Raw genomic sequence first — 22842 nt, forward strand, 5'->3', positions numbered from 1 at the left:
ATTTGCATTCTTCGATATAAATACCTATTTTAAGTTCAGATATTTCAAACTTAAAACATTTATAGTGAAATCAACTCATAAATATGGAAAAAAGGCTGACCGGGCTTTAACGATGTGGGTAAAACTCGCTCGTGCCGCCGCAACGATGGGAAAATTCAGCCGCGAAAACATCGAGTCGTTCGGCTTAACAGAACCGCAGTTCGGCGTGCTGGAAACCCTTGGACACAAAGGACCGTTGTTGTTGGGTGAGTTAAGTAAGAAGCGGTTAGTGAGTGGTGGAAACATCACCTGCGTGGTGGACAATCTCGAGAAAGAAGGATTCGTTGAACGTGTTCACAGCAAGGACGATAGGCGGGCTATCATTGTTCGACTGACGCAGAAAGGGAACAAACTGTTTGATGAAATCTTTACGAAACATGCGGAGCATATTACCAAACTGGCTTCCGTTCTCAGTGAAAAAGAGCAGGAAGAACTCGGACGACTTTGTAAAAAATTAGGATTGGCGTTACAGAAATAGCACTATTTTTTTGTACTGATATTTTAAATTTCAATTATATAAATTCAAAATGAATCAACAGGCACTCCACCCCGAAACAAAAATCGGTCACGTTCACCTGAAAGTATCTGACCTTGAACGCTCGGTGAAGTTTTACACTGAAGTGTTGGGGTTTGAAGTTACGGCAAGGATGGGAACTAACGCCGCATTTCTTTCAGCCGGCGGTTATCATCACCACATCGGGTTGAATACGTGGGAAAGCTTAGGTGGCGCGTCTCCTCCCATAGGAACAACAGGATTGTATCACGTAGCAATTCTTTTTCCGAACAGAAAAGAACTTGCGCGCGCTGTTCAGCGATTGCTTGACCATCATTGGCAAATTGATGGCGGTGCAGACCATGGAGTGAGTGAAGCAATTTACCTTCACGACCCGGACAACAATGGAATCGAACTCTATGCGGATAGACCGCGAGGGGAATGGAAATACGATGAAAATGGAAGTATCGGTATGGTAACGCTTCCGCTCGATTTTAATTCTCTCATGAAAGAATTACAATAAAAATTCAATACTCACATTAATTACTTCGTTAAACAATACAAGGAACACTATCATGAAAAACACTATTTTTCTTTTCATTCTTACACTCATAACCGCGTTCTCTCTTTCGGCTCAAACAACATGGAAGATTGATGCGTCACATTCGAAAGTGCTGTTCACGGTCAGTCACATGGTCATCTCGGAAGTAACCGGGCGGTTCACCGACTTTGATGCGACGTTAATTCAAAACGGAAATGATTTTTCCAGTGGAACATTGAATGCAATCATTAAAACGGCATCTGTTAACACGGATAACGACGCTCGGGACAAACACCTCCGCTCTGCCGATTTCTTCGATGCGGAAAAAAATCCTGAGATAACATTTGTCAGCAAATCGTTCGAGAAGACAGGAAAAGATACTTACAAAATTACGGGGGATTTTACTCTTCGCGGCGTTACGAAAGCCGTCTCACTCGATGCAAAGTTTAACGGCACGATGAAAGACCCATGGGGAAATACCAAGGCAGGATTCAAAGCCACAACAACCATCAACCGAATGGATTTCGGCGCGAAGTGGAATAAGGCATTGGAAGCAGGCGGTTTGCTCGTTGGAGAGAATGTTGACATAACATTGCAAGTTGAACTTCAACAACAGGCGAACGAGAAGCAAGAGAAAAAAGGATAAATTCGTATATGAACTCCGCGAAGTGTATCTTCGCGGAGTTTTTTTTATTAACCATGACAAATTTCTTTGAAGAATCGTACGCCGGAATTCCTCCGTGGGAAATCGGCAAGCCGCAAGCCGAGTTTATCAAATTAGAACGGGAAGAATTATTCGGAAAGAATATTCTCGATGTCGGTTGCGGGACAGGAGACTTGGCGATTTATCTTACTTCGCTCGGCTATACCGTCGTCGGGGTTGATTGCGCGCCAACTGCAATCAAGAAGGCACAGGCAAAAGCGATTGAGTACAATGTGAACATCAAATTTGAAGTGATGAACGCGTTGGAACTTCAATCATTCAATCAGCAGTTCGAGACAATAATTGATTGCGGACTCTTCCATGTGTTTGAAGAAAAACTCCGTGAGAAGTATCGCTCGAGTTTGGAATCGGTGTTGAAGCCGGGGGGAACATATTACATGCTTGTCTTCAGTGAATTGGAAACACGCGAAGGCGGTCCGCTTCGCATCACGCAGGAAGAAATCCGGCGAGCATTTCAAGCAGGTTGGAACGTGAATTGGATTCGTGCGGCGCGGTTTGAAACGCATCTTCACGAAGACGGTTCGAGAGCCTGGCTGGCTTCGCTCACATTCACGCCATAATGCTTCTTCAATTTTTCTGCTGAAAGTAAAATCACTTCACCCGTTGCAGGCAGAGAAAACTCCGGTTCAACTTCATGATTGCCAACGGCTGAAATAGCATCCTTGATTGCAAGCCAGACAGAAAGCGCCAGCATGAAGGGCGGCTCACCGACTGCCTTGCTTTGCTTGATTGTCTGAGCAACATTTGGCGCGGCATCGAGAATTGCAACCCGAAAATCTTTCGGAATATCCCGCACCGCCGGAATCTTATACGTGTCCGGCGAATGATTCAGCAAGTTTCCTTGTTCATCCCATTTGATTTCTTCCGTCGTCACCCAACCAAGCCCCTGAACGAATCCGCCCTCAATTTGTCCCATATCAATCGCACGATTGATTGAATTGCCGACATCATGCAAAATGTCTGTTCGCAGTAACGTGTGCTGTCCGGTTAACACATCAATCATCACTTCACTCACTGCCATTCCAAAAGCAAAATAAAAGAACGGCTTGCCGAATCCCTTCTCTTTATCCCAGCCAATGCCGGGAGTCTTGTAAAATCCCTGCGCGCTTAAACTGACCTGACGAAGAACCATCAGTTGCATCGCATCGTTGAAAGCAATTCTTCGTTCAGGGTGTTCGGTATCAAAAATAATTCCGTCCTCAAACTTGATGGAGTGTTGGAGTGATGGAGTGATGGAGTATTTTTCCGAAAACATTATAGCGATGGTTTCCGCAATTCTTCCCTTCAAAATCTCACAAGCGTTCTTGACCGCCATTCCGTTCAAATCCGTTCCGGCTGATGCGGCAGTTGCTGAGGTGTTTGGAACTTTGGAAGTGTCCGTAGCATTGACTTTCACTTTGTCAATGCTGATACCCAATTCGGCGGCTGCTATTTGCTGCATCTTCGTGTGAAGTCCCTGTCCCATTTCCGTTCCACCATGATTGACAAGCACAGTTCCATCTTTGTAGATGTTCACCAACGCGCCTGCCTGATTGAGAAACGAAGTCGTGAACGAAATACCGAACTTTACCGGAGTGAGTGCAAGTCCTTTTTTATAAAATTCATTCGATGAATTGAAGGCGTTGACCGCTTCTCTTCTTTGTTGATAGTCAGATGATTTCATCAACTGTTCGTACAGCATGAACAACCGATTTCCTTCGATAGTTTGTCCATAATGTGTGATGTTATTCGATTCACATCCATAAAAATTCTTGAAACGAATTTCTGCTGAATCCTTTTTTAGAAAACGGGCGATGCGGTCAACAATTTCTTCAATCACTGCCATGCCTTGTGGACCGCCAAAGCCGCGGAACGCCGTGTTGGATGGAAGATTAGTCTTATAGACATTCCCGGCAACGCGGAAGTTCGGAACGTAGTACGAATTATCCGAGTGAAGCATCGCGCGTTGCATGATAGCAAACGATAAATCTGTCGCCGCGCCTCCGTCACCGTTCAGTTCGATGTTGGCGGCAAGGAGTTTTCCTTCATCATCAAATCCAACTTCATACTTGGAAAGAAAACGATGGCGCTTGCCGGTTATCTTTTGGTCATCGTCTCTGAACAAACGGATTTTCACGGGGCGTTTTGTTGCATGGGCAAGCAACGCGCTCCAGCAGGCAACATGATTTGCCTGTGTTTCCTTCCCGCCGAACGCACCCCCCATTCGTCGCACTTCCACCACGACTTCATTCTTGTTGATACCGAGAACTTCCGCAATCAACGCTTGTGTTTCTGTCGGGTTTTGGCTTGAAGAAAAAACATTCATCTCCCTCCCTTCGCCGGGAATACACAAACAGGATTGTGTTTCCAAATACCAATGTTCCTGCGCTCCGGTTCTCAACTCACCCCGAAGAACGTGAGGCGATTTGAACAACGTTTCTTTCACTCCTCCCCGTTCTATTTTCATCGGAGGTCCGAGCAGAGAGTTTTTCTCGATTGCCTTTTCGATGGTAAGAATCGCTTCGAGCGGTTCGTACTCAACTTTTATAAGCCGCTCTGCTTCCAAACATTGTTCCTCCGTTTCCGCCGCGATGAGAAACATTGCTTGACCGATAAATGTCACTTCATCAATCGCCAAACAGAGTTCATCATGAATAACCGGACCCATCTGGTTATGTCCCGGAATATCTTTGTAACAAAGGACAGTATGAACACCTTCAACCTTCTTCGCTTCACTCAAATCAAACGATTTGATTTTCGCATGTGCGTGAGGCGAGTAAACTACCCGTCCTACAAGAAGCTGTTCATTGCAAAGGATGTCATCAACATACACCGCTTCGCCGGAGACGTGGAGTTGAGCGGATTCGTGAGGAATATCCTTTCGGAGTATTGGAGTATTGGAGTTTTGGAGTATCGTCTCCTTCACACTTTTCCTTTTTTTATTCATTACTTCCATCAATCCATATCTCCATTACTCCGCCACTCCATTGTTTGTCTCACTCCAAAACTTCATCAACAAATTCCTCGCAACTACTTTCCGAAACTCCGCGCCTGCACGTGCATCAGAAATCGGAGTGAAGTCTTTGTCAATAAGTGACATTGCTTGTTCAATTGTTTCCTGGTTCCATAGTTTAGCAAGTAAAAAGTTCTCAGCGGTTGTCGATCGCTTCGTTCGTTCCGCCATTCCTCCGTACGCTATTTTGATTGATGCAATTTGATTGTTGTCGTTTAATTCAAGTCGGAAACCCGCACTCACGGTGGAAATATCCAAGTCTCTCCGCTTGGAGACTTTATACGATTTGACAATTGTACCGTTCGTCATTTTCGGAATCACCACTGCGGTGATAAGTTCGTCCGGTTTACGAACTGTCTTTCTGTAACCGACGATAAAATTATCTATAGGAATTTCTCTCCATCCGTTAATTCCTTCGAGAATAACTTTTGCATTGTACGCCATCAGCACCGGAATCATATCACCGATGGGTGAAGCAGTTCCGAGATTTCCGCCAAGCGTTGCAAGATTTCTGATTTGCTGTGAACCGAACACGGAGAGCATTTCAAACAAAGCAGGGAAATGTTGTTCTACAATTTGCTTGACATCATTCAAACACAAACCCGCCCCGATTGTGAGCGAAGATTCATTCTCCGACCATTCTTTTAATTCCCAAACATCGGATACATCAATTATTTCTTTCAGCAATTCATGTCTTTTGGTAACACGCAACGCAATATCCGTCGCACCCGAAATAACAATCGCATCGGGATGTTGATGCTTCAGCGTGATTGCTTCTCCGAGGCTTGCGGGCTTTAGGTATGTTTGCTTGCTTGTTTTGATTTGGATAGAGCCTTTTGGAATCTCAAGGAGGAGTTTTGAGGTTTGAGGTTTGAGGTTTGAAAATTCATCATCAACATATTGAACACATGCAGTTGCTGCGGCTTGAATGATTGGTCGGTAGCCGGTGCAACGACACAGATTTCCCGTGAGTGAATCTTCAATCTGTTCTCTCGTCGGATGTTCATGATTTTGATAAAGCGAGAAGAGTGACATAACAAATCCCGGCGTACAGTATCCGCACTGACTTCCATGCTCATCCACCATCGCCTGCTGAACGGGATGCAACTCGTCATTTTCGTTTTTCAAACTCTCGACTGTGAGCAACTGTTTACCGTGAAGCATAGGAACAAACACAAGACACGAATCAACCGATTTGTACCGTAGCGTTCCATCGTTGGTTAGTTCACCAAGCACGACAGTGCATGCGCCGCAATCGCCTTCTGCGCAACCTTCTTTCGTTCCTTTGAAATCGGGAAGACTCCGAAGCCAATTCAAAACAGTCGTTGTTGGTGTGATGTGAGATGACGGATTGAAATCGAGCGTTCTCGGTTTTCCATCATGAAGAAATGTAATTGCTGTCTGCATGTTACTTCACTTTCACAATGCAACTCTGTCGAGCAATTTTGTCAATTCACTTCGTGAGTCAGCCACAAGTTTTTCTTGGTCTATCTTCACAAACTCTTTCTTCCGATACACCCACTCTCCGTCAATCATCACCGAGTCAACATTTTCGGGAGTTGCGGAATACACAATTGTTGAGTACATGTCTTTCTCCGGTAGAGTGGAATTCCAGACGTTGTTCAAATCGAGCAACACAATATCCGCTTTCTTTCCGACTTCGATGCTTCCGATTTCCCGTTCAAGTCCAAGCGCTTTCGCGCCGTTGAGCATTGCCATCTGAAATACTGATTGCGCAGGCATCGCCGTCGGTCCGTGAATCGGTTTTTGCAGAAGCGATGCGAGTCGCATTTCCTGAAACATGTTGAGATTGTTGTTACATGGCGCGCCATCCGCACCGATGGAAACATTAATGCTGTTTGATTGAAGGTGCGGAACGTTGGCAATTCCGGAACCAAGTTTCAGGTTCGATGAAGGACAATGTGCAACGTTTGTTCTTGTGTTCTTCAAAATTCCTACTTCGTTTTCATTCAAATGAATGCAATGTGCGAGACACGCTTTTTCCGAAAGTACGCCAAGATGATGTAAAAACTCAATATTTTCCATCTTGCATCGTTCACGCACAGCCTTTACTTCGTTCTTGTTTTCGGAAGCGTGTGTGTGGAACAACATTCCGTTAAAGTTGCCGAGCATTTCGTTCGCTTCTTTCATCAGCGAATCGGAACAGGAGAGAACAAAGCGGGGAGCGACTGCATACTTTACTCGACCGTTGTATGAGTTGTGCCATCGCTCGGCAAGTCGTCGAGTTGATTTCAACGATTCGTCTGTCGTCTCTTTTAATTTTTGATACACGCCGTTTACATCCATCATTGCTTTGCCGACGAACGCACGAAAACCGGTTTCGCCGACGGCACGAATAATTTCTTCCTGATGGTTGACGCTTCCCATATCAAGAATCGTTGTCGTTCCCGAACGAATCAGTTCAGCAATTCCAAGCATTGCAGAACTATACATTGAGTGCTCATTGTGTGCCGCTTCAAACGGCATGATGCGTTGTTGAAGCCAGTCGAGTAATTCCAAATCATCAGCAAGCCCGCGAAAAAGCGTTTGGCAAAGATGAACGTGTGTTTGAATGAAACCGGGAATGGCAATGAAATTTTTCGCGTCTACAATTTCTTCATTGTTCTGAGGAATAGAATCGGAAGGAAAAATCTTGACAATTCTGTTCTTTTCTATTTTGATTGAAACATCTGTAAGAACGTCTCCCGATAGCTTCCCTGTTACAAGTCTTCCGACTTGAAGTAGTTTTGTCATACTGTTTTTTGAAAATCGAACTGAGAAAAAGTCTTGCTCAAACCTGAGCAAGTTCGCGGTAGCGTTTCAGTTTTCCTTCGATAACGCTGTTCAAGAGTTCCACATCAAGCGGTTTGAAGAGAATATCATCCACGCCAAGTTGTGCGGCGCAACGGTAGAGCATGGTATCTTGATTACTGCTGATGAGTATAAAAGGTATGCGGCGTAAGGTGAATTGTTCCTGCACCGCATTGAAAAATTTAAAGCCCTCAAACTGACCCTCGGGAAAACGTACATCACTGATGATTAGGTCAACAAATTCATTGTTCAGTATTTCGAGAGCTGTCTGGATGTTTGCGGCAACGAGTGTTTCAAAACTCCGCTCATTCAGCCCGTTTCCGACCATTTCATTATGCGCAGCCTCCGCATCCACAATGAGGATTCTTCCTTTCACATCGAACTTTTTTACACGACTGAACACCATTGATTCAGCACGGGATGCCTGCTCTGCACTTAACTTATATTGATTCCGGAGTTCATCAATTTTTGAATACGTGTGAAGAGTTACCTCTCCGAGTAAAATTTTCCTCCGCAGACTGTACATGTATAATTCTTCTCGTACTTCCGATTCGATTGCGAGATGCTCGTCGTAGGTAAGTTCAAGCAGTTCCTTCAGTTCCATCAACTTTTTTGCTTCATCCTGAGTCGGCTCGCCTTGTGCATAGTACGTTCGCATTTTCTTTTTATAATGTGTCAGCGCGTCGGTTTTTGTATCGGGAACATGAATATCGAGCAGTTCCATTTTGCGTTCGTATTGTTTTGAAATAAGTTCAAGCATCCGGAGAAAATTGTTTTCCATTTCACGTCGCACTTCTGCGCGTACCGTCCGAACATTCTCGTTTTGCCGTGCTGCCTTAGCAGTAAATTCTTCCTGTAATCGTCGTCGCTCAACTTCAATCAGTTGTGTTGCTTCATCTTCGATTTTCTTTCTATCAAGAGCAATTTGTTGATGATACTTTTTCAGCAATTCGCTCCCCATTTCTTTTACCGACTTCGCGCCGCGGAGATTAATATCTTCTATCCCGTTAAACGCAGATGATTCCATTTTTTTCCATGAAGGCAACGCCTGTGATTTCGCTTCCGCTTCGACCTGAAGCCGGAGTTTGTCGGAAAATACTTCGCGCACTCCTACGACAGTTGTACCCTGTTGACCAAATGTGGGGGAAAACGTGCTTGACTCTAATAATTGTAGGCGCGATTCGAACGCACTAAGATACGGGTTCACCGGGTCAAGGCGTTTCGCTTCATCAAATTTCTGCTTGGCATCAGAAACATTTTTTGCTTTGATGAACGAATCTACTTCGCGCAAACACTGTCGAAACCGTTCGTTGATTTGTTCTTTTGTTAATGAGGATGTTACTTCTGTCATAGAATAAACTCCAAGTAAGTTGTTAGCTCGGATATTAATGAACTGCTGTTTTTCAAACAGGCACAAGTTCAGAAAAAAAAACGGAATTGTCAAACCCTTGAATCAAACAAAAACAGTACAATTTCACCTCGTATAGAGGGATTTTTACAGATGTACGTTGAACCCTAATGTCTCGAGAATTTTTCTTGCTGATGCTTGCTCACGAGACAAATGAACTGTAAACTGATTAAACTCTCTCCGGGTTCGGTATGAAGCCCTGAGTTTTCTGAAATAACTTCCTTGCTCATTTGTCGGAACAGTTACAATCCGCCGTAACGCCGTATCATCAACTTCAATGTTGTATGCTTTGTTCACAGCGTAAGCAACGATTGCCTGTGTATCGGTGAGCGTACCTGGAATGATAATTTTTGTTGATTGTTCATCGCCATGAAAATTGGCGTCTGAAGTTTTACCGAGAAACAGACTAACATCTCGATAGATGTTTCTTAGCGCGTTCAGTTTTCCATCGAGCGAGTACCCTGCAATGTGAGGAGTTCCGAGCATGACTTGTGTTAGTACATCAACAGGAATATTCGGTTCACCTTCCCAAACATCAAGCAGAGCAGTTGATACATGATTCGAAGTTAATGCACGAAGTAACGCGGCTGTTTCAACTACTGCGCCCCGTGATGTATTGATAAGAACCGAACCGCGTTTCATGTTCCTCAATCGTTCTTCATTAAACAAGTGATACGTTCTGTCAACTCCTTCGTTTGTCAGCGGAACATGAATTGTGATAATATCAGCGTTCATTAGTTCATCGAGTGAAAGAAAAGAAGAAGTATCACCAACTCTTGCAAGCGGCGGGTCGTTCAACAACACATTCATCCCAAGTGCTTGTGCAAAGCGTACAACCTTACTTCCAACATTTCCCACACCAACCACACCAAGCGTTTTCCCTTTCAACGATTTCCCGATTCTCTCTGACCACACCAACATTGCCGCGACAACATACTCGGCAACAGAATTTGAATTACTTCCGGGCGCGCTTGTCCATATAATTCCTTTCGAGGCAAGATAGCCTGTATCGAGATGGTCGGTCCCGGCAGTTACAGTTCCGACAAACCGAACAGAACTTTCATCAAGCAAGTGCTTATCAATTTTTGTTTCTGAACGGATGATGAGTACATCCGCCTTTTTCACAGTTTCATTAGTAATCAAAGAAGTTTCAAGCGGCACAACGTTTCCAAGTCGGGAAAACAGTTCGACCGCTTGCGGGGTATGAGCGTTAACGATTATGGTAGGATTGTCAAGCATTATGCACAATGTAAAAAAAATCCCACTCTTTGTTTCTCAAAAAGTGGGATTGTTGCTCCAAAGGTAGGACTCGAACCTACAACCCTCCGGTTAACAGCCGGATGCTCTACCATTGAGCTACTTTGGAATAGACTAAATATGGAATAAAATGCCCGATGTGTTACCATCAGGCGGAACAAATATAGGGAAAATTTCTGGATTTGTCAATTAGCCTACAAGCAAAGAGTGTTACAGAAATATTTCTATCGGCCGGAAAATTATTTTGCTTTGCCCTGATTTGCCACCGATTGCATTGCTTGCTTGATGGCTTCTTCATCGCCAAGATAGTGGCTTCGAATCGGTTTTAACTTCGCATCTAATTCATACACTAACGGGATTCCCGTCGGTATATTCAAGCCAATAATTTCTTCTTCGGAAACATTGTCGAGATATTTCACCAACGCACGAAGACTATTCCCATGCGCCGCTATGACTACCCGCTTACCTGAAACGATAGTCGGCGCGATGGTCTCATACCAATACGGAAGAAATCGTTCGACTGTATCCTTCAAACATTCGGTTGTTGGTAATTCTTGTTCTGTAAGATGTTGATACCGGATATCGTGTCCGGGAAAACGCGGGTCATGTTTTTCTAACGGTGGTGGTTGAATATCATAACTCCGTCTCCAAATACGAACTTGTTCTTCGCCAAACTTCTGCGCTGTTTCTGATTTGTTCAATCCCTGCAACGCCCCATAATGTCGCTCGTTCAATCGCCACGAGTGGTGAACCGGCAACCACAACAAATCCATTTCATTGAGCGCATACAAGAGTGTTTTAATAGCGCGCTTTAAGACGGAAGTATAAGCAATGTCAAACATGAAACCCTGTTCTTTGAGAACTTTTCCTGCTTGCTTCGCTTCCTGAACTCCTTTTTCCGAAAGGTCAACGTCGGTCCATCCTGTGAACCTGTTTTCTTTATTCCAATCACTTTCTCCGTGACGGAGAAGCACCAGTTTGTACATAGTCTTTGTTAACGTTTGTTGAATTGTAAATTAGAACGGAACAACATTATCCGGCAAAATCGTCGGTGTGGGTGGAGGCGCAAGCGCTTCCAACGCACGATGCGCTAACCGCTCGAAACTCGCGTATTCTTTTCGGAACGAAAGACGAACGATTCCCGTGGGTCCGTTACGTTGCTTGCCGATAATAATTTCCGCAATGCCTTCGGTCGGGATCGGAGTTCCATCTTCGTCTTTTATTTCTGTTATGCCGTACGTTTCCGGGCGATGGACAAACATGACAACGTCTGCGTCCTGCTCGATGGCGCCCGAATTATGAGTGAGAATTCCATCCGCTAACCATGTTGAGGTTTTCGGAACTGTTAAATCATACACATCCTCTTTGCCTAAAGGAGTGATTTCTGAAATAGTATCCCAGAAGATATCGTTCGTTGCATAATTTTTCAGTGTTGCATCGCCAAGGAGAGTAGCGTATTCCATCGCCAGGTTTCGTGACGGTGCAAAATTGAAATGCGCACTTCCTCCGTAAACTGTTCCCCGCATTGAAGCCATCTCGCGATGTGTTATTCCTTGTGCTTTCATCGTCTTTTTCACAAGTCTGAAAAATTCAACCGGAAGAGTATCAACATTCGTGTTTGGAATTACCCCGTTAAGGTTTTTCAACAGTAATTTTGCCTGCGGGAGACGGGGACCGAAGGCGCCTATTTCGTTTAAAAAAATATGTAATTGTTCGGTACCGGTAATTACTACGGAATAATTAGGACGATAGTTAGCCTTTTTTGTTGTTTTGATTCGGGCGACTATCGAAAAACGAAGGAGAAGAGCGGCAACATCATGTGCGAGTTGCGCGCTCGTTGTTGAATAATATATTGTACTTGCACCACGTTTCCTGAAATGAATACATCCATCAGTTGCCCAGAGATGACGCAGGAAAAGAGCAAGTTGAACGTTCGCAAGATTGAAGAGTTCATCCGGGATATGTTTCTCGTACGAACGTTGATTAAAAATTCCAAGTTTTCTCAGCCACAAATTTACACCGGTTGGATGCCAGCGGTTTCCGTTGCCACTCAGCAATAATTGGTGCCACGAATATTTTCCCTTGTATCGTTTCACGGTTGTTCCGAATTCTTTCTCAGCGGCTTTAGTTACCATCAAACTATTTTCGGAAGAACTTGTCGTGTATCGAAGCGGTTGACCTTGCAAGTAACTTCCATCACCGATTAAGTGGGCAAGTAATGCAAGCCTGTAATCTGTCCACTGGTTTTTGTGTGAATCTGATGACGTAATTTTCCGTGCGATTGCAAGACGGTCTCCCTCTTTGAGCGTTCGCACTTCACGCCAGCCATCAAATGTATAGAGCCTATGTTGTTTTGTAGCTTTAATTGTTCTTCCGCTCGCCAACCGAACTTCAAATACTTCCTTCTTGCCAACCTGCCAGACTTTATCGCTTATTGTGCTCGTGAGTTTTCCTTCCGATGTCATCGAAAGAACTTTAGGTTGTTGACCGACAAGGTCGCGAATCGGAATTCGTCTTCCATCGGCAAGCATGACAAGTGTATCGCCGGTAACACATTCTCGTAAATCCGAAAGCATCGGTCGCTTGTCGCTTCGTCCTTCAACAGCGCGGTTCAACTGCGAAAGCGCAATAACGGGGATTCCGATTTCTTTCGCGAGCGCTTTCAACGAACGGGAAATCATCGAAATTTCCCGTTCACGCGACTCTGAGGATTTCGGTCCCTGAATCAATTGGAGATAATCCACAATTACTAAACCGATATTGTGTTCCGCTTTGAGTCGGCGTGCCTTTGCTCGTAATTCCAAAATCCCGAGTGCGGGTGTGTCATCAATAAATATTTTTGTTTGCGTAAGTTTGCCTGCTGCCCGGCTAAGTTTCGTCCAATCCTCATCTTGCAATCTGCCCGTGCGAAGTTTATGCGCGTCCACTCTTGCTTCAGAGGCAAGCATACGAACGGCAAGTTGTTGCTCTGCCATTTCGATGCTGAAGATAAGAACCGGTGTCGGTTTCTGTTTATCCGTCGCGGAGTTCCGGGCAATAGATAATGCAAATGCTGTTTTTCCCTGACTCGGTCTTCCCGCGATAATAATCAAATCGGAATTTTGAAATCCTCCGCTTAACTCGTCAAGACCGGAAAAACCTGTCGGAACACCGGTAACTCCTCCGTGCTGTCCGTGAATTTCATGCAACATTTCAAACGTATCGGTAATTGCTCGCTTGATTGGCGTTGCGGCTTTCTTCAGTCGTCGTTCGGAAATCTGGAAGATTTTTGTTTCGGCATCATCAAGCAAATCGAGAGCATCTTCCGTTTCGTTGTATGCGCGTGAGGCAACATCGGTCGAGGCGGCAATCAATCCGCGCTTCAATGCTTTCTCCAATACGATGCGGGCATGATACTCCACATTTGCAGAAGAGGAAACATTCATCGTCAGTTGTGCGATGTACACTGGGTCTTCGGTCGGATTGAGTTGCCCGCGCCGCCGTAATTCTTCAACAAGAGTTACAGCATCAACCGGCTCTGCTTTTTCAAACAACGCCGTCATTGCTTTGAAATATTTTTGATGCGTCGGGTTATAGAAACTCGAATCATCCAACACTTCGAGCGCCTTCGGGAGCGCTTCACGGTCAATCAGCATCGCCCCGATAACAGAACGCTCGACATCAACCGCCTGCGGGGGAATCCGCCCGCCGGAAACATCATCGCCGTATTTTTGTTCGATGTATTCAGCCATCAGGTGGTTGCTTTCATTTCATCGTACAATTTTTTAAACATCTTCATATCTTCCCACGCGGGATATTTCCAGTTCGGGTTGCGGAGAAGCGCGGCCGGATGATACGTGACGATAAGTTTTGTTCCATGATAATTATGCACTTTCTCCCGCAACGAGCCGAGCGTCGCATTGGTTTGCAACAGCCACTGAGCGGAAATTCTACCGAGACAAATGATAAATTTCGGTTTTACTAATTCAATTTGTTTGGTTAAATACGGAGTACAGGTTTCCATTTCCGTCGGTTGCGGGTCCCGGTTGCCCGGCGGTCTGCATTTCAGAATATTGCAGATATACACATCTTCCCGCTTCATCTGCACTGCTTCGATGATTTTGTTGAGCAGTTGTCCTGCACGACCAACGAACGGCTGACCTTGCGCGTCTTCATCCGCGCCGGGGGCTTCACCGATAAACATCACATCCGCGTTCGGGTTGCCGACGCCGAACACAAAGTTTGTTCGCGTTTCTCCGAGCGGACATTTCAAACAGGTACAAATTTGTTTGTTCAGTTCGCCAAGTGTTCCCGCTTTTGTCCACTGCTCATCCGAAACGATAGCCACTTCTTCTTTCTTCTCTTCTTTATACATGATGTTGCCGAATAAATCAGTTTGTTGCACGAGATACTGCTTTGTGTTTTCGATGACGGAGTGAAATTCTTCTTCGAGTGATGGCATCGTTACGCTTTCATGTTCTTTGCGACGCGGTCAAGGATGGCGTTGGCAACATCAAGTTTTGACATTTTCGGGAGTCGCTCGGTTTTACCTGCGCGTGAAATAATGCTGACGATGTTCGTATCAACACCGAACGCAGCGCCTTCTTCAAGCGCATTGTTCAACACAATGAAATCAAGATTCTTCGATTTCAGTTTCTCTTTCGCGTTCTTCATTCCATCATGCGTTTCAAGAGCGAAGCCGACGAGTATTTCGTTTTTCTTTTTCGCTCCCAACGTTCCGAGAATATCTTTCGTCTTTTTCAAGACAGTTACCCACCCCTGCTGCATTTCTTCTTTTTTGATTTTCACCGAATGAACATTCTGTGGAGAGTAATCGGCAACAGCAGCAGACATGATGATCACATTCTTTTTCGTCCGATGCTTCATGACGGCATTGAACATTTGCTCGGCAGATTCAACATCAATGCGATGAACATTGTTCGGCGTTTCAAGATGAGTGGGACCGGAAACGAGTGTGACCTTCGCGCCGCGTAATGCCGCGGCATGTGCAAGCGCAAATCCCATTTTCCCTGATGAACGATTCCCGATAAACCGAACCGGGTCGAGCGCTTCATATGTCGGTCCGGCGGTCACTAAAATATTTTTGCCGCGGAAATCTTCATACGTGCGGGAAAGAATTCTCTCAAGTGATTTGACAAGCGATTCTACTTCCGGCATTCTTCCTTCTCCGACCAAGCCGCTTGCAAGTTCCCCTGTTTCCGGGGGAAGGACAAAATATCCAAGTTGTCTGAGCGTGGAAAGATTTTTCTGTGTTGCAGGGTGATTCCACATGTCAACATCCATCGCCGGAGAAAGAATCAACGGACAACGAAGCGCAAGCGTCAACATTGTCACCGCATTGTCGGCATAACCATGTGTAAGTTTGGCGAGTGTGTTTGCTGTCGCTGGCGCAATCAGCATCGCATCTGCCCACTGACCGAGATTCACATGCCACGTCTCCGCCTTAACGACGGAATCTTCGGGTGGAAAAATATCAACAATAACTTCATTGCCGGAAAGCGTAGCCAGTGTTTCCGCCGTGATGAATTGTGACGCCGACTTCGTTATCACGACTTTCACTTCCGCGTTCGCTTTTTTCAGAAGTCGAACGAGAAGCGGGATTTTATACGCGGCAATTCCTCCCGTTACTCCTAGGATGATATGTTTACCGTTGAGCATCGTCGGGGTGTCACGTACAGATGAAGTTAGAATTCCGATTCTTTGTAGCGGAAGGAGAGTTTATCTCCCATCACTTCTTCGAGAGCAGTTTCTGTTGGTTTCGGTCGGATTTCAAAATCACGAGCGATGAGAATTTGGTCGGGATTGGTCACCGGCTGGTCCGGTTCCGTTTCTTCCTCAACCATTTTCGGCGGAAGCATTTCAACGCGTTGGTTGAATTCAATTTTCATCTCTTCGTTGATTTGCCGTGCCCGCTTCGACATCACCACGATTGCTTCATAAATGTTGTCTGCTTTTGATTCAAGTTTATTTATATCTAATGGACGTACTGCCATGTTCATTCTTTCTTGATTGTGATTATATGATGTTCAAACACTCTGAGTTAACTGTTCTTCGTCAATGTAACGTTTGATGATTGCATCAACATCGGTAATTGCTTTTTCCAAATTATCGTTCACAACATGTTCGTCGAAGTGAACACGTTGTTCCAGTTCCATCGGCACACGTTCAATGCGCCGCTTCAGCGACTCACCATCTTCCGTCTTGCGGTTTTTAAGCCGTTGAATCAATTCATCCAAACTTGGCGGCTCAATAAAAATCAACACCGCTTGTTCAGGATAATGTCGTTTGATGGAAAGCGCGCCCTTCACATCAATATCAAACACCATCGAACATCCCCCAAGCAATGCCCGGTCAACTTCACGACAGAGTGTGCCGTAATAATTTCCGTAAATCTCTTCCCATTCAACCAGCGCGCCATCACGGATGTTGCTCATAAATTCTTCGAGCGGAATGAAGAAATAATCTTTTCCGTCAACTTCGTTCGGGCGTTTCGGTCGTGACGTTGCCGAAACGGAAAACAGCATTTCAGGATGCCGTTGCAAAATTGCGTGTGCAATAGTCGTCTTGCCGCAACCGCTCGGAGCGGAGAACACAAACAGTTTCGGTCCGCTCATTCGATGTTCTGAAGTTGTTCCCGGATTTTTTCCAATTCTTCTTTGATGAGGACGACCTTCTGCGCGATTTCCGCGTCCATCGTTTTCGAGCCGATGGTGTTTGCTTCCCGGTTCATCTCTTGCAAAAGGAACGTAAGTTTTCTTCCGGCTGATTCATCTTTCTTCAATGCTTCAAGAAAAAATTTTGTATGACTCCGAAAACGAACACACTCTTCTGTTACGTCGAGTTTATCCGAGAGTAAAATAATTTCCAGTTCCAGCCGCTTGTCATCAATAATTGATACATCGCTTGCAAGTTGCGCGACTCGTTCCCGCAACTTCACCCGTTCGTTCGGAATCCGTTCCTTACTCATCGCATCAATTTCTTCAACAGTATCGGCGATGAGGTTGATGCGGCTACGGACATCCTTCTCAAGTTCTTTCCCTTCGTTCGAGCGCATCGTCATGAGCGAATCAATCGCTTTCGTCAATGCTTCGAGTGCAACTTCCCATTCCTCCGTGTCGGTTTCGTCTCCTTCGGGCGCTTCAAATATTTCGGAAAACGTCAGCAAATGTTGCAACGAAACTTCTTCTTGTATCCCCGATATTTTCCGAATGTCCTGTAACAAGTTCATGTACGCCTTCACCGCCGCTTCGTTGACGGTAATCGGCAGTTCCTCCGCGTTGTCCCGCTCAACCGTTACGGAAACATTAATTTTTCCCCGCGTCAACTGCTTGCGGACAAATTCTTTTGCATCGTTCTCCCGCAACTGAAGCGAGCGAGGAAGACGCACGGTCAGTTCCATAAAGCGGTTGTTGACGCTCCTGACTTCGGCACGTGCGGAGATACCATTGCGTTCGGCTTCACCGCTTCCGTAGCCGGTCATACTAAAAATCATAGATTTTTCTTTGTTTTGAAGGAATTGTCTAAAAAGGCAACTCTAAGGTACAAAAAAATCCGGTAGGCTTCAAACGGTTGTTTTGCACAGGTTTTCCACCGACTTATCCACAGGCTTTCCACAGGGAACATCTGCTTTTTGTATTTTTTTGCTTGATTTGATTACTCTGTGGAAAACTTTTTCGAGTTATGCACACTGGGCGGATACCAATTAGCTAAATATTTTTTGACGGTTGTTTATCTCACCTTTATTGTCGTTAAGTTTACCCGGGTGGTCACGTTCCACACAGTGACAGATTTACCATTGGTCATGGAATGGTCATTACTGCCCAGAGAAATAAATAGCCGGTTTTGCTCTTGACTGCAAGAGGAGACACATGTATTATACTCCCGTGATTTTTCCGAGAATAATACGCCGCACAAACACCGTTATGGAATTGAATATTTCCGATATGCTTTGTATGTTGGAAAAGAATTCTATAACAAGAAAGGTGTACAATGAGTAAGCGATTGCTCGGACACTCAAAACGAATTGACCAATGGTTAAATAACAGGAGACTGATACCATCGAACAGAATATTCAATGGAAGTTTGCTTGAATGAATATCAAGGACATAGGTTTTAGTTTTTCACATTTCAAAATGAAATATGTGCTTTCTCAACAATTTGAGAGAACAGATAAACAAAAAGTAGTTTCATTTTTGCTGCTTTCTCTTCTGACGACAATCATGAGTACATTCAATGTTTGGGCAAATAATGTGCTATCAAACCATTCTTCGTTTATTAAAAGTGAACGGATGAATTCGACGTCTCAATCAATGTTTATTGATTCCTTCACCATCAGAGTTAAGCCGGGATGGAATCTGATCTCAATTCCTTTTTTTCCGGATGAACCTTGTCTGAGAAATATTTTCTCCAGCTCGAAGTCAACTGCCTTTTTTTACAACGGAAAAAGTTATTTCCCCTATGATTCTATAATTTCCGGTAAAGCATTTTGGATGAAGTTTTCAGCGGAGGATTCATTCACCATGTACGGGCAAAAACAATTTGAAGAAGAAATTTTTCTCCATCCACAATGGAATCTTATTTCGGGAACCCGAAAAGCGTCAGCAACATCTGGCTTAATGTTTTCTTCAGATACGTTGCTTGCTACCGGTTTTTACGGATATAATACCGACACCGGATATTCGCTTACAGATACATTACAATCTGGAAATGGATACTGGGTTAAAGCAACAACAACAGGAAAGATAATGACAACCCAATGGGAATATCTTGGACTTGACGGTGAACGAATTTCATCCATTGCGATTCATCCACAGAATCCGAATATTGTCTATTGCGGAAGTCTTTCAGATTTTAGTTCGGGAGTGCCTGGGAAACTGTTTAAATCTACCAATGAAGGATTTGATTGGGACACTGTACTCATCGGAGGATACTTCAAACAGATTGAATTCGACGTAGTACACCCTGAAACAATCTACGTCGTGAACGATTTTATTTTAAAAAGTACAGATGGAGGAACGACGTGGGCGCGAAGAGATAGCGGTATCTATATTGATTGGGAAACTTTCGTTTCCTGCTTGGCAATTCATCCAACAAATAGAGATGTACTCTATGCCGGTACAGCGGGATTTTATGGCGGGAAATTTTATAAAAGCACCAATGGTGGTCTCTCATGGCAAGATGTTACAACTAATGATACACTGAGAGATGGAGTAACGGTTATCAGAATTGACGATACAAACCCAAACACTATGTATGTAGGAACCGGATGGAGTGGTACACTCTTGAAAACCACGAATGCAGGCACCACGTGGTCAACAACAGGATTCAAGCCGAACGGTTGGATTATCAACGATGTGTTCATTCATCCGGTACGCACTAATGAATTGGTTCTTGCAACTTATGACACAGCCTTTTATCGAAGTTCTGACGCTGGTGTGACGTGGTATCCATATGACGCTGGTTTGCCACATAATTATCCTCCATCTCCTGAATTACCGGATACAATCGTTGTAGGAACTAAGTTAATATTTGATAAGGAAAAAGATATAATTTTGGGGTTGTTTGGACAAGGACAGACAGATCCCCCTTATCATCTAGGAACAGATAGAGGTATCTATGTATTTCCACATGATAATTCACCTTGGTATAAAATAAGATTTCATACAATTAGTGCTTTTGGCGAGGTAGATATTAATTTATCTCCAAACACTGGCTTTCTTTATCTAGGGGGAATGGCTATGTATAGGTTGAAGTACAAATGAAAATAATTGAAAAGGAACGTAGTCCACCCACCAAAAAAAGCGCCCCCAAGCAACATATCAGCATTAAAAAACCGTTTCTCGTTCCCACGCTCCTATCAATTATCAGGAGTGGGAATGTAAGCCCGAATGCTCCGCGTCCTTCATAAAACTATTTCCCAATTCATCCTGTCCACGATTATCAATCAGTTCCAACTTTTCTCGAATATTGAGTTAGTACCGATGAAAACGAACTCAAATCGCTCCTCCCTCAAAAACACTCCGATTTCGCCTGTTTTCCGTCCGTAATTGAATTCCGGGAGTCCGTAACTCCGCCACGGACTCCCGTACCTGTGCCACGGACTCCCGTACCTGTACCACGGACTCCCGTACTTGTGCCACGGACTCCCGTACCTGTGCCACGGACTCCCGTACCTGTACCACGGACTCCCGTACTTGTGCCACGGACTCCCGTACCTGTACCACGGACTCCCGTACCTGTACCACGGACTCCCGTACCTGTACCACGGACTCCCGTACCTGTGCTACGGACTCCCGTACCTTTGCCACGGACTCCCGTACTTGTGCTATGGACTCCCGTAGCCGCGCCACGGACACCTGCTTCCTATGACGGATGTTTTCTCGTTCCCACGCTCCTATCAATTATCAGGCGTGGGAATGAATAGCCGGACGCTCCTGCGTCCTTTAGCGGGCAAAGAGCGACTCACTTACACTGAAGTAAACATGTTTATTGTTCTCACCTCCCTTTTGAATATATTGCAGAAAATTTAACCCAACAATTCATTCCCATGTTTGTCCATTATTTCACGCTTCGCACGTTGTGCAACGAACTCCATGAATCGCTCCATGGCACTTCTATCGTAGAAGTATTTTCCCAGCAGAAGAATGAACTTTGTTTGATGCTGGAAAAAGAAGGAACGGAGATGACGCTTTGCATTTCCGTTGAGTCGGGGATGAATTATTGTCTGCTGAGAAATGATTTCAACCGTGCGCGGAAAAATTCCGTTGATTTGTTTCAACCGCTTCCTGGATTGAGCATCAAACAGATTTCCATTCATCCCACAGAAAGAATGCTGGTGGTTGATGTTGAAGACGGGATGAGGTTGTCTCTTCAACTGTATAATACTGCCGCGAGCAATATTCTTCTTACCAACCGTGAACAGGTTGTGAGTGAAGCATTCAAACGCGGAGATGAACTGAATGGGAAGCCGATGACAATTTCTTCCCGCGGCGATTGGAATATCGTGAAGGACAATCAACATTTCACTGACGCGTTAAAACAGTTTGGGGAGAGGTCGGTGGAGGAAAGTATACGAAAAATTCTTCCCATGTTCGGGATGCTCTATTCAAAAGAAGTGCTGGTTCGTTCAGGGATTGACAGATTGAAGCAGACGGCATCACTAAACGAAACAGAAGTTCATTCCCTGTTCGATTCCGTTACCTCGCTTCTTCGCGAACTGGAACACGCGCACCCGGTTGTGTATTATGAAGAAGGAATTCCCGTCACTCTTTCGATGATGGAGTTACAACAGTTCAAAGAAAACGATTCAAAACGGTTTGAGAGTGTGAATGAAGCGGTGAGAATGTTGCTCGGTCAATCCTTCCGTGCGAAAAGTTTCGAGCATAAGAAGAATGAATTGCTTGATGCTCTCCGTCGTTCACTGAATCAAACAGAACGAACGGTGAAAGCAATCGAAAAAGAACTCGCTTCTTCCGAACGTGCAGAAGAATACGAACGAACCGGACACGCGATTATGGCAAATCTTCATTCAATCAACAAAGGAATGAAGCAAATAGAATTAAGCGATGCGGAGGATTCAGAAAAGCAATTGAACATTCAACTCGAACCGGCGCTGACGCCGCATCAAAACGCCGAGCGATATTTTGAAAAAGCACGGAAAGCAAAACTCGCCCGTGCTGAAGCGGAGCAACGGCTTCACTCTCAAACTCGGCATCATTCAATGCTTCAACAATTTGTTAGTGAATTAGAAACATGTAGCTCACCGGATGAATTAAAAGAATGGATGATTCGGAACGAAGAACAGTTGTTGTTTCTCAAATCATCAAAAAATGATGAAGAGCGGATTCCGTTCCGGGTGTTTATGGTGGCAGGCGGTTTCGAGGTATGGGTGGGGAAAAGTTCTGCCAATAACGATTTACTGACAACAAAATATGCCAAGCCGAATGATTTGTGGTTTCATGCACGCGGTGTTGGCGGTTCTCATACGGTGTTAAAAGTATCCGGCGGAAAGGTTCCGCCGCGCGAGGCAATCCAACAAACGGCGAGCATTGCGGCATATTACAGCAAAATGAGAAACGCACGCAATGTTCCGGTCGCCTACTGCGAGCGAAAATACGTCCGGAAACCGAAGGGCGTTCACGAAGGGACGGTGTTTCTTGAACGGGAAGAGGTGATGTTTGTGGAGCCGCGACTTCCGTAGTTGACTAAATGCTCCCCATTCACTATATTCGGTGTGCCAAAACGGCACACAACAATTTTCAATAATCAAATAGGATTTACATATGGCGGACATATCACTTGATGCACTCGGAATGGTAGAAACCAAAGGATTGGTCGGCTCCATCGAAGCTGCCGATGCAATGGTCAAAGCGGCAAAGGTTACGCTTCTCGGAAAAGAAGTTATCGGCGGCGGTTACGTAACCGTTATGGTACGCGGCGACGTCGGCGCAGTGAAAGCGGCAACCGATGCAGGCGCGGCGGCGGCACAACGAGTCGGTGAATTGGTTTCGGTGCATGTCATTCCTCGTCCGCACTCCGACGTGGAAATGATTCTTCCGAAACGCGGATAATATTTCCT

Annotated in this window: 19 protein-coding genes and 1 tRNA gene; 7 read left to right on the top strand and 13 right to left on the bottom strand. The window is 44.9% G+C overall.

Going from position 1 to position 22842, the window contains the following annotated elements; all coding sequences use genetic code 11:
• Positions 1-112: 112 nt before the first annotated feature.
• Genes HY960_13580 through HY960_13595 form a run of 4 tightly spaced genes read left to right on the top strand, consistent with a single transcriptional unit; the run spans position 113 to position 2357 of the window.
• Entirely contained in the window at positions 113-517 is a 405-nt protein-coding gene (locus tag HY960_13580) for a MarR family transcriptional regulator (GenBank protein MBI5216778.1), read from the top strand.
• Positions 518-566: 49 nt separating this feature from the next.
• Complete coding sequence (locus HY960_13585) at positions 567-1055, top strand: VOC family protein (GenBank protein MBI5216779.1); 489 nt, start codon at positions 567-569, stop codon at positions 1053-1055.
• Between the two features lie 52 nt (positions 1056-1107).
• Positions 1108-1719, top strand: coding sequence for a polyisoprenoid-binding protein (locus HY960_13590; GenBank protein ID MBI5216780.1), 612 nt, complete (start codon positions 1108-1110; stop codon positions 1717-1719).
• A 53-nt stretch (positions 1720-1772) separates the two neighbouring features.
• Positions 1773-2357, top strand: coding sequence for a class I SAM-dependent methyltransferase (locus HY960_13595; protein ID MBI5216781.1), 585 nt, complete (start codon positions 1773-1775; stop codon positions 2355-2357).
• Here HY960_13595 and xdhB read toward each other — a convergent pair.
• The 13 genes from xdhB to HY960_13660 form a co-directional block, all read right to left on the bottom strand.
• On the bottom strand, positions 2306-4723 hold the full coding sequence (xdhB, locus tag HY960_13600) for a xanthine dehydrogenase molybdopterin binding subunit (protein MBI5216782.1): 2418 nt from the start codon (positions 4721-4723) through the stop codon (positions 2306-2308). The genes HY960_13595 and xdhB overlap by 52 nt on opposite strands.
• 24 nt (positions 4724-4747) lie before the next feature.
• Positions 4748-6196 carry a xanthine dehydrogenase small subunit gene (gene xdhA, locus HY960_13605; GenBank protein ID MBI5216783.1) on the bottom strand — a complete coding sequence of 483 codons (1449 nt, stop codon included), beginning with the start codon at positions 6194-6196 and terminating at the stop codon, positions 4748-4750.
• 12 nt (positions 6197-6208) lie between these two features.
• Positions 6209-7543, bottom strand: a complete 1335-nt coding sequence (locus tag HY960_13610) for a 5'-deoxyadenosine deaminase (protein ID MBI5216784.1) — start codon at positions 7541-7543, stop codon at positions 6209-6211.
• Between the two features lie 37 nt (positions 7544-7580).
• A complete protein-coding gene (locus HY960_13615; protein MBI5216785.1) occupies positions 7581-8951 on the bottom strand; it encodes a response regulator in 1371 nt (456 codons plus the stop codon).
• 144 nt (positions 8952-9095) lie between these two features.
• On the bottom strand, positions 9096-10247 hold the full coding sequence (locus tag HY960_13620; GenBank protein MBI5216786.1) for a 4-phosphoerythronate dehydrogenase: 1152 nt from the start codon (positions 10245-10247) through the stop codon (positions 9096-9098).
• Positions 10248-10302: 55 nt separating this feature from the next.
• Positions 10303-10374: transfer RNA gene (locus HY960_13625), tRNA-Asn, on the bottom strand.
• A gap of 130 nt (positions 10375-10504) precedes the next feature.
• Positions 10505-11251 carry a 2,3-diphosphoglycerate-dependent phosphoglycerate mutase gene (gene gpmA, locus HY960_13630; GenBank protein MBI5216787.1) on the bottom strand — a complete coding sequence of 249 codons (747 nt, stop codon included), beginning with the start codon at positions 11249-11251 and terminating at the stop codon, positions 10505-10507.
• A gap of 30 nt (positions 11252-11281) precedes the next feature.
• Entirely contained in the window at positions 11282-13996 is a 2715-nt protein-coding gene (locus HY960_13635; GenBank protein MBI5216788.1) for a replicative DNA helicase, read from the bottom strand.
• Positions 13996-14706 (bottom strand): uracil-DNA glycosylase, encoded by a 711-nt coding sequence (locus tag HY960_13640; protein ID MBI5216789.1) that lies wholly within the window; start codon positions 14704-14706, stop codon positions 13996-13998. The genes HY960_13635 and HY960_13640 overlap by 1 nt, the downstream gene beginning before the upstream one ends.
• A 2-nt stretch (positions 14707-14708) precedes the next feature.
• Entirely contained in the window at positions 14709-15923 is a 1215-nt protein-coding gene (coaBC, locus tag HY960_13645) for a bifunctional phosphopantothenoylcysteine decarboxylase/phosphopantothenate--cysteine ligase CoaBC (protein ID MBI5216790.1), read from the bottom strand.
• A 26-nt stretch (positions 15924-15949) separates the two neighbouring features.
• Positions 15950-16258, bottom strand: coding sequence for a DNA-directed RNA polymerase subunit omega (locus tag HY960_13650; protein MBI5216791.1), 309 nt, complete (start codon positions 16256-16258; stop codon positions 15950-15952).
• Positions 16259-16291: 33 nt separating this feature from the next.
• A complete protein-coding gene (gene gmk / locus HY960_13655; protein ID MBI5216792.1) occupies positions 16292-16879 on the bottom strand; it encodes a guanylate kinase in 588 nt (195 codons plus the stop codon).
• Entirely contained in the window at positions 16876-17757 is an 882-nt protein-coding gene (locus tag HY960_13660) for a YicC family protein (GenBank protein MBI5216793.1), read from the bottom strand. The genes gmk and HY960_13660 overlap by 4 nt, the downstream gene beginning before the upstream one ends.
• A 640-nt stretch (positions 17758-18397) precedes the next feature.
• Between HY960_13660 and HY960_13665 the strand changes: the two genes are divergently transcribed.
• The 3 genes from HY960_13665 (at position 18398) to eutM (ending at position 22834) form a co-directional block, all read left to right on the top strand.
• Entirely contained in the window at positions 18398-20026 is a 1629-nt protein-coding gene (locus tag HY960_13665) for a hypothetical protein (protein MBI5216794.1), read from the top strand.
• 785 nt (positions 20027-20811) lie between these two features.
• Entirely contained in the window at positions 20812-22464 is a 1653-nt protein-coding gene (locus HY960_13670; protein ID MBI5216795.1) for a DUF814 domain-containing protein, read from the top strand.
• Positions 22465-22546: 82 nt separating this feature from the next.
• Positions 22547-22834 (top strand): ethanolamine utilization microcompartment protein EutM, encoded by a 288-nt coding sequence (gene eutM / locus HY960_13675; protein ID MBI5216796.1) that lies wholly within the window; start codon positions 22547-22549, stop codon positions 22832-22834.
• Positions 22835-22842 lie beyond the last annotated feature (8 nt).

This window comes from Ignavibacteriota bacterium, assembly GCA_016212665.1.
Lineage (GTDB): Bacteria > Bacteroidota > Ignavibacteria > UBA10030 > SZUA-254 > FW602-bin19.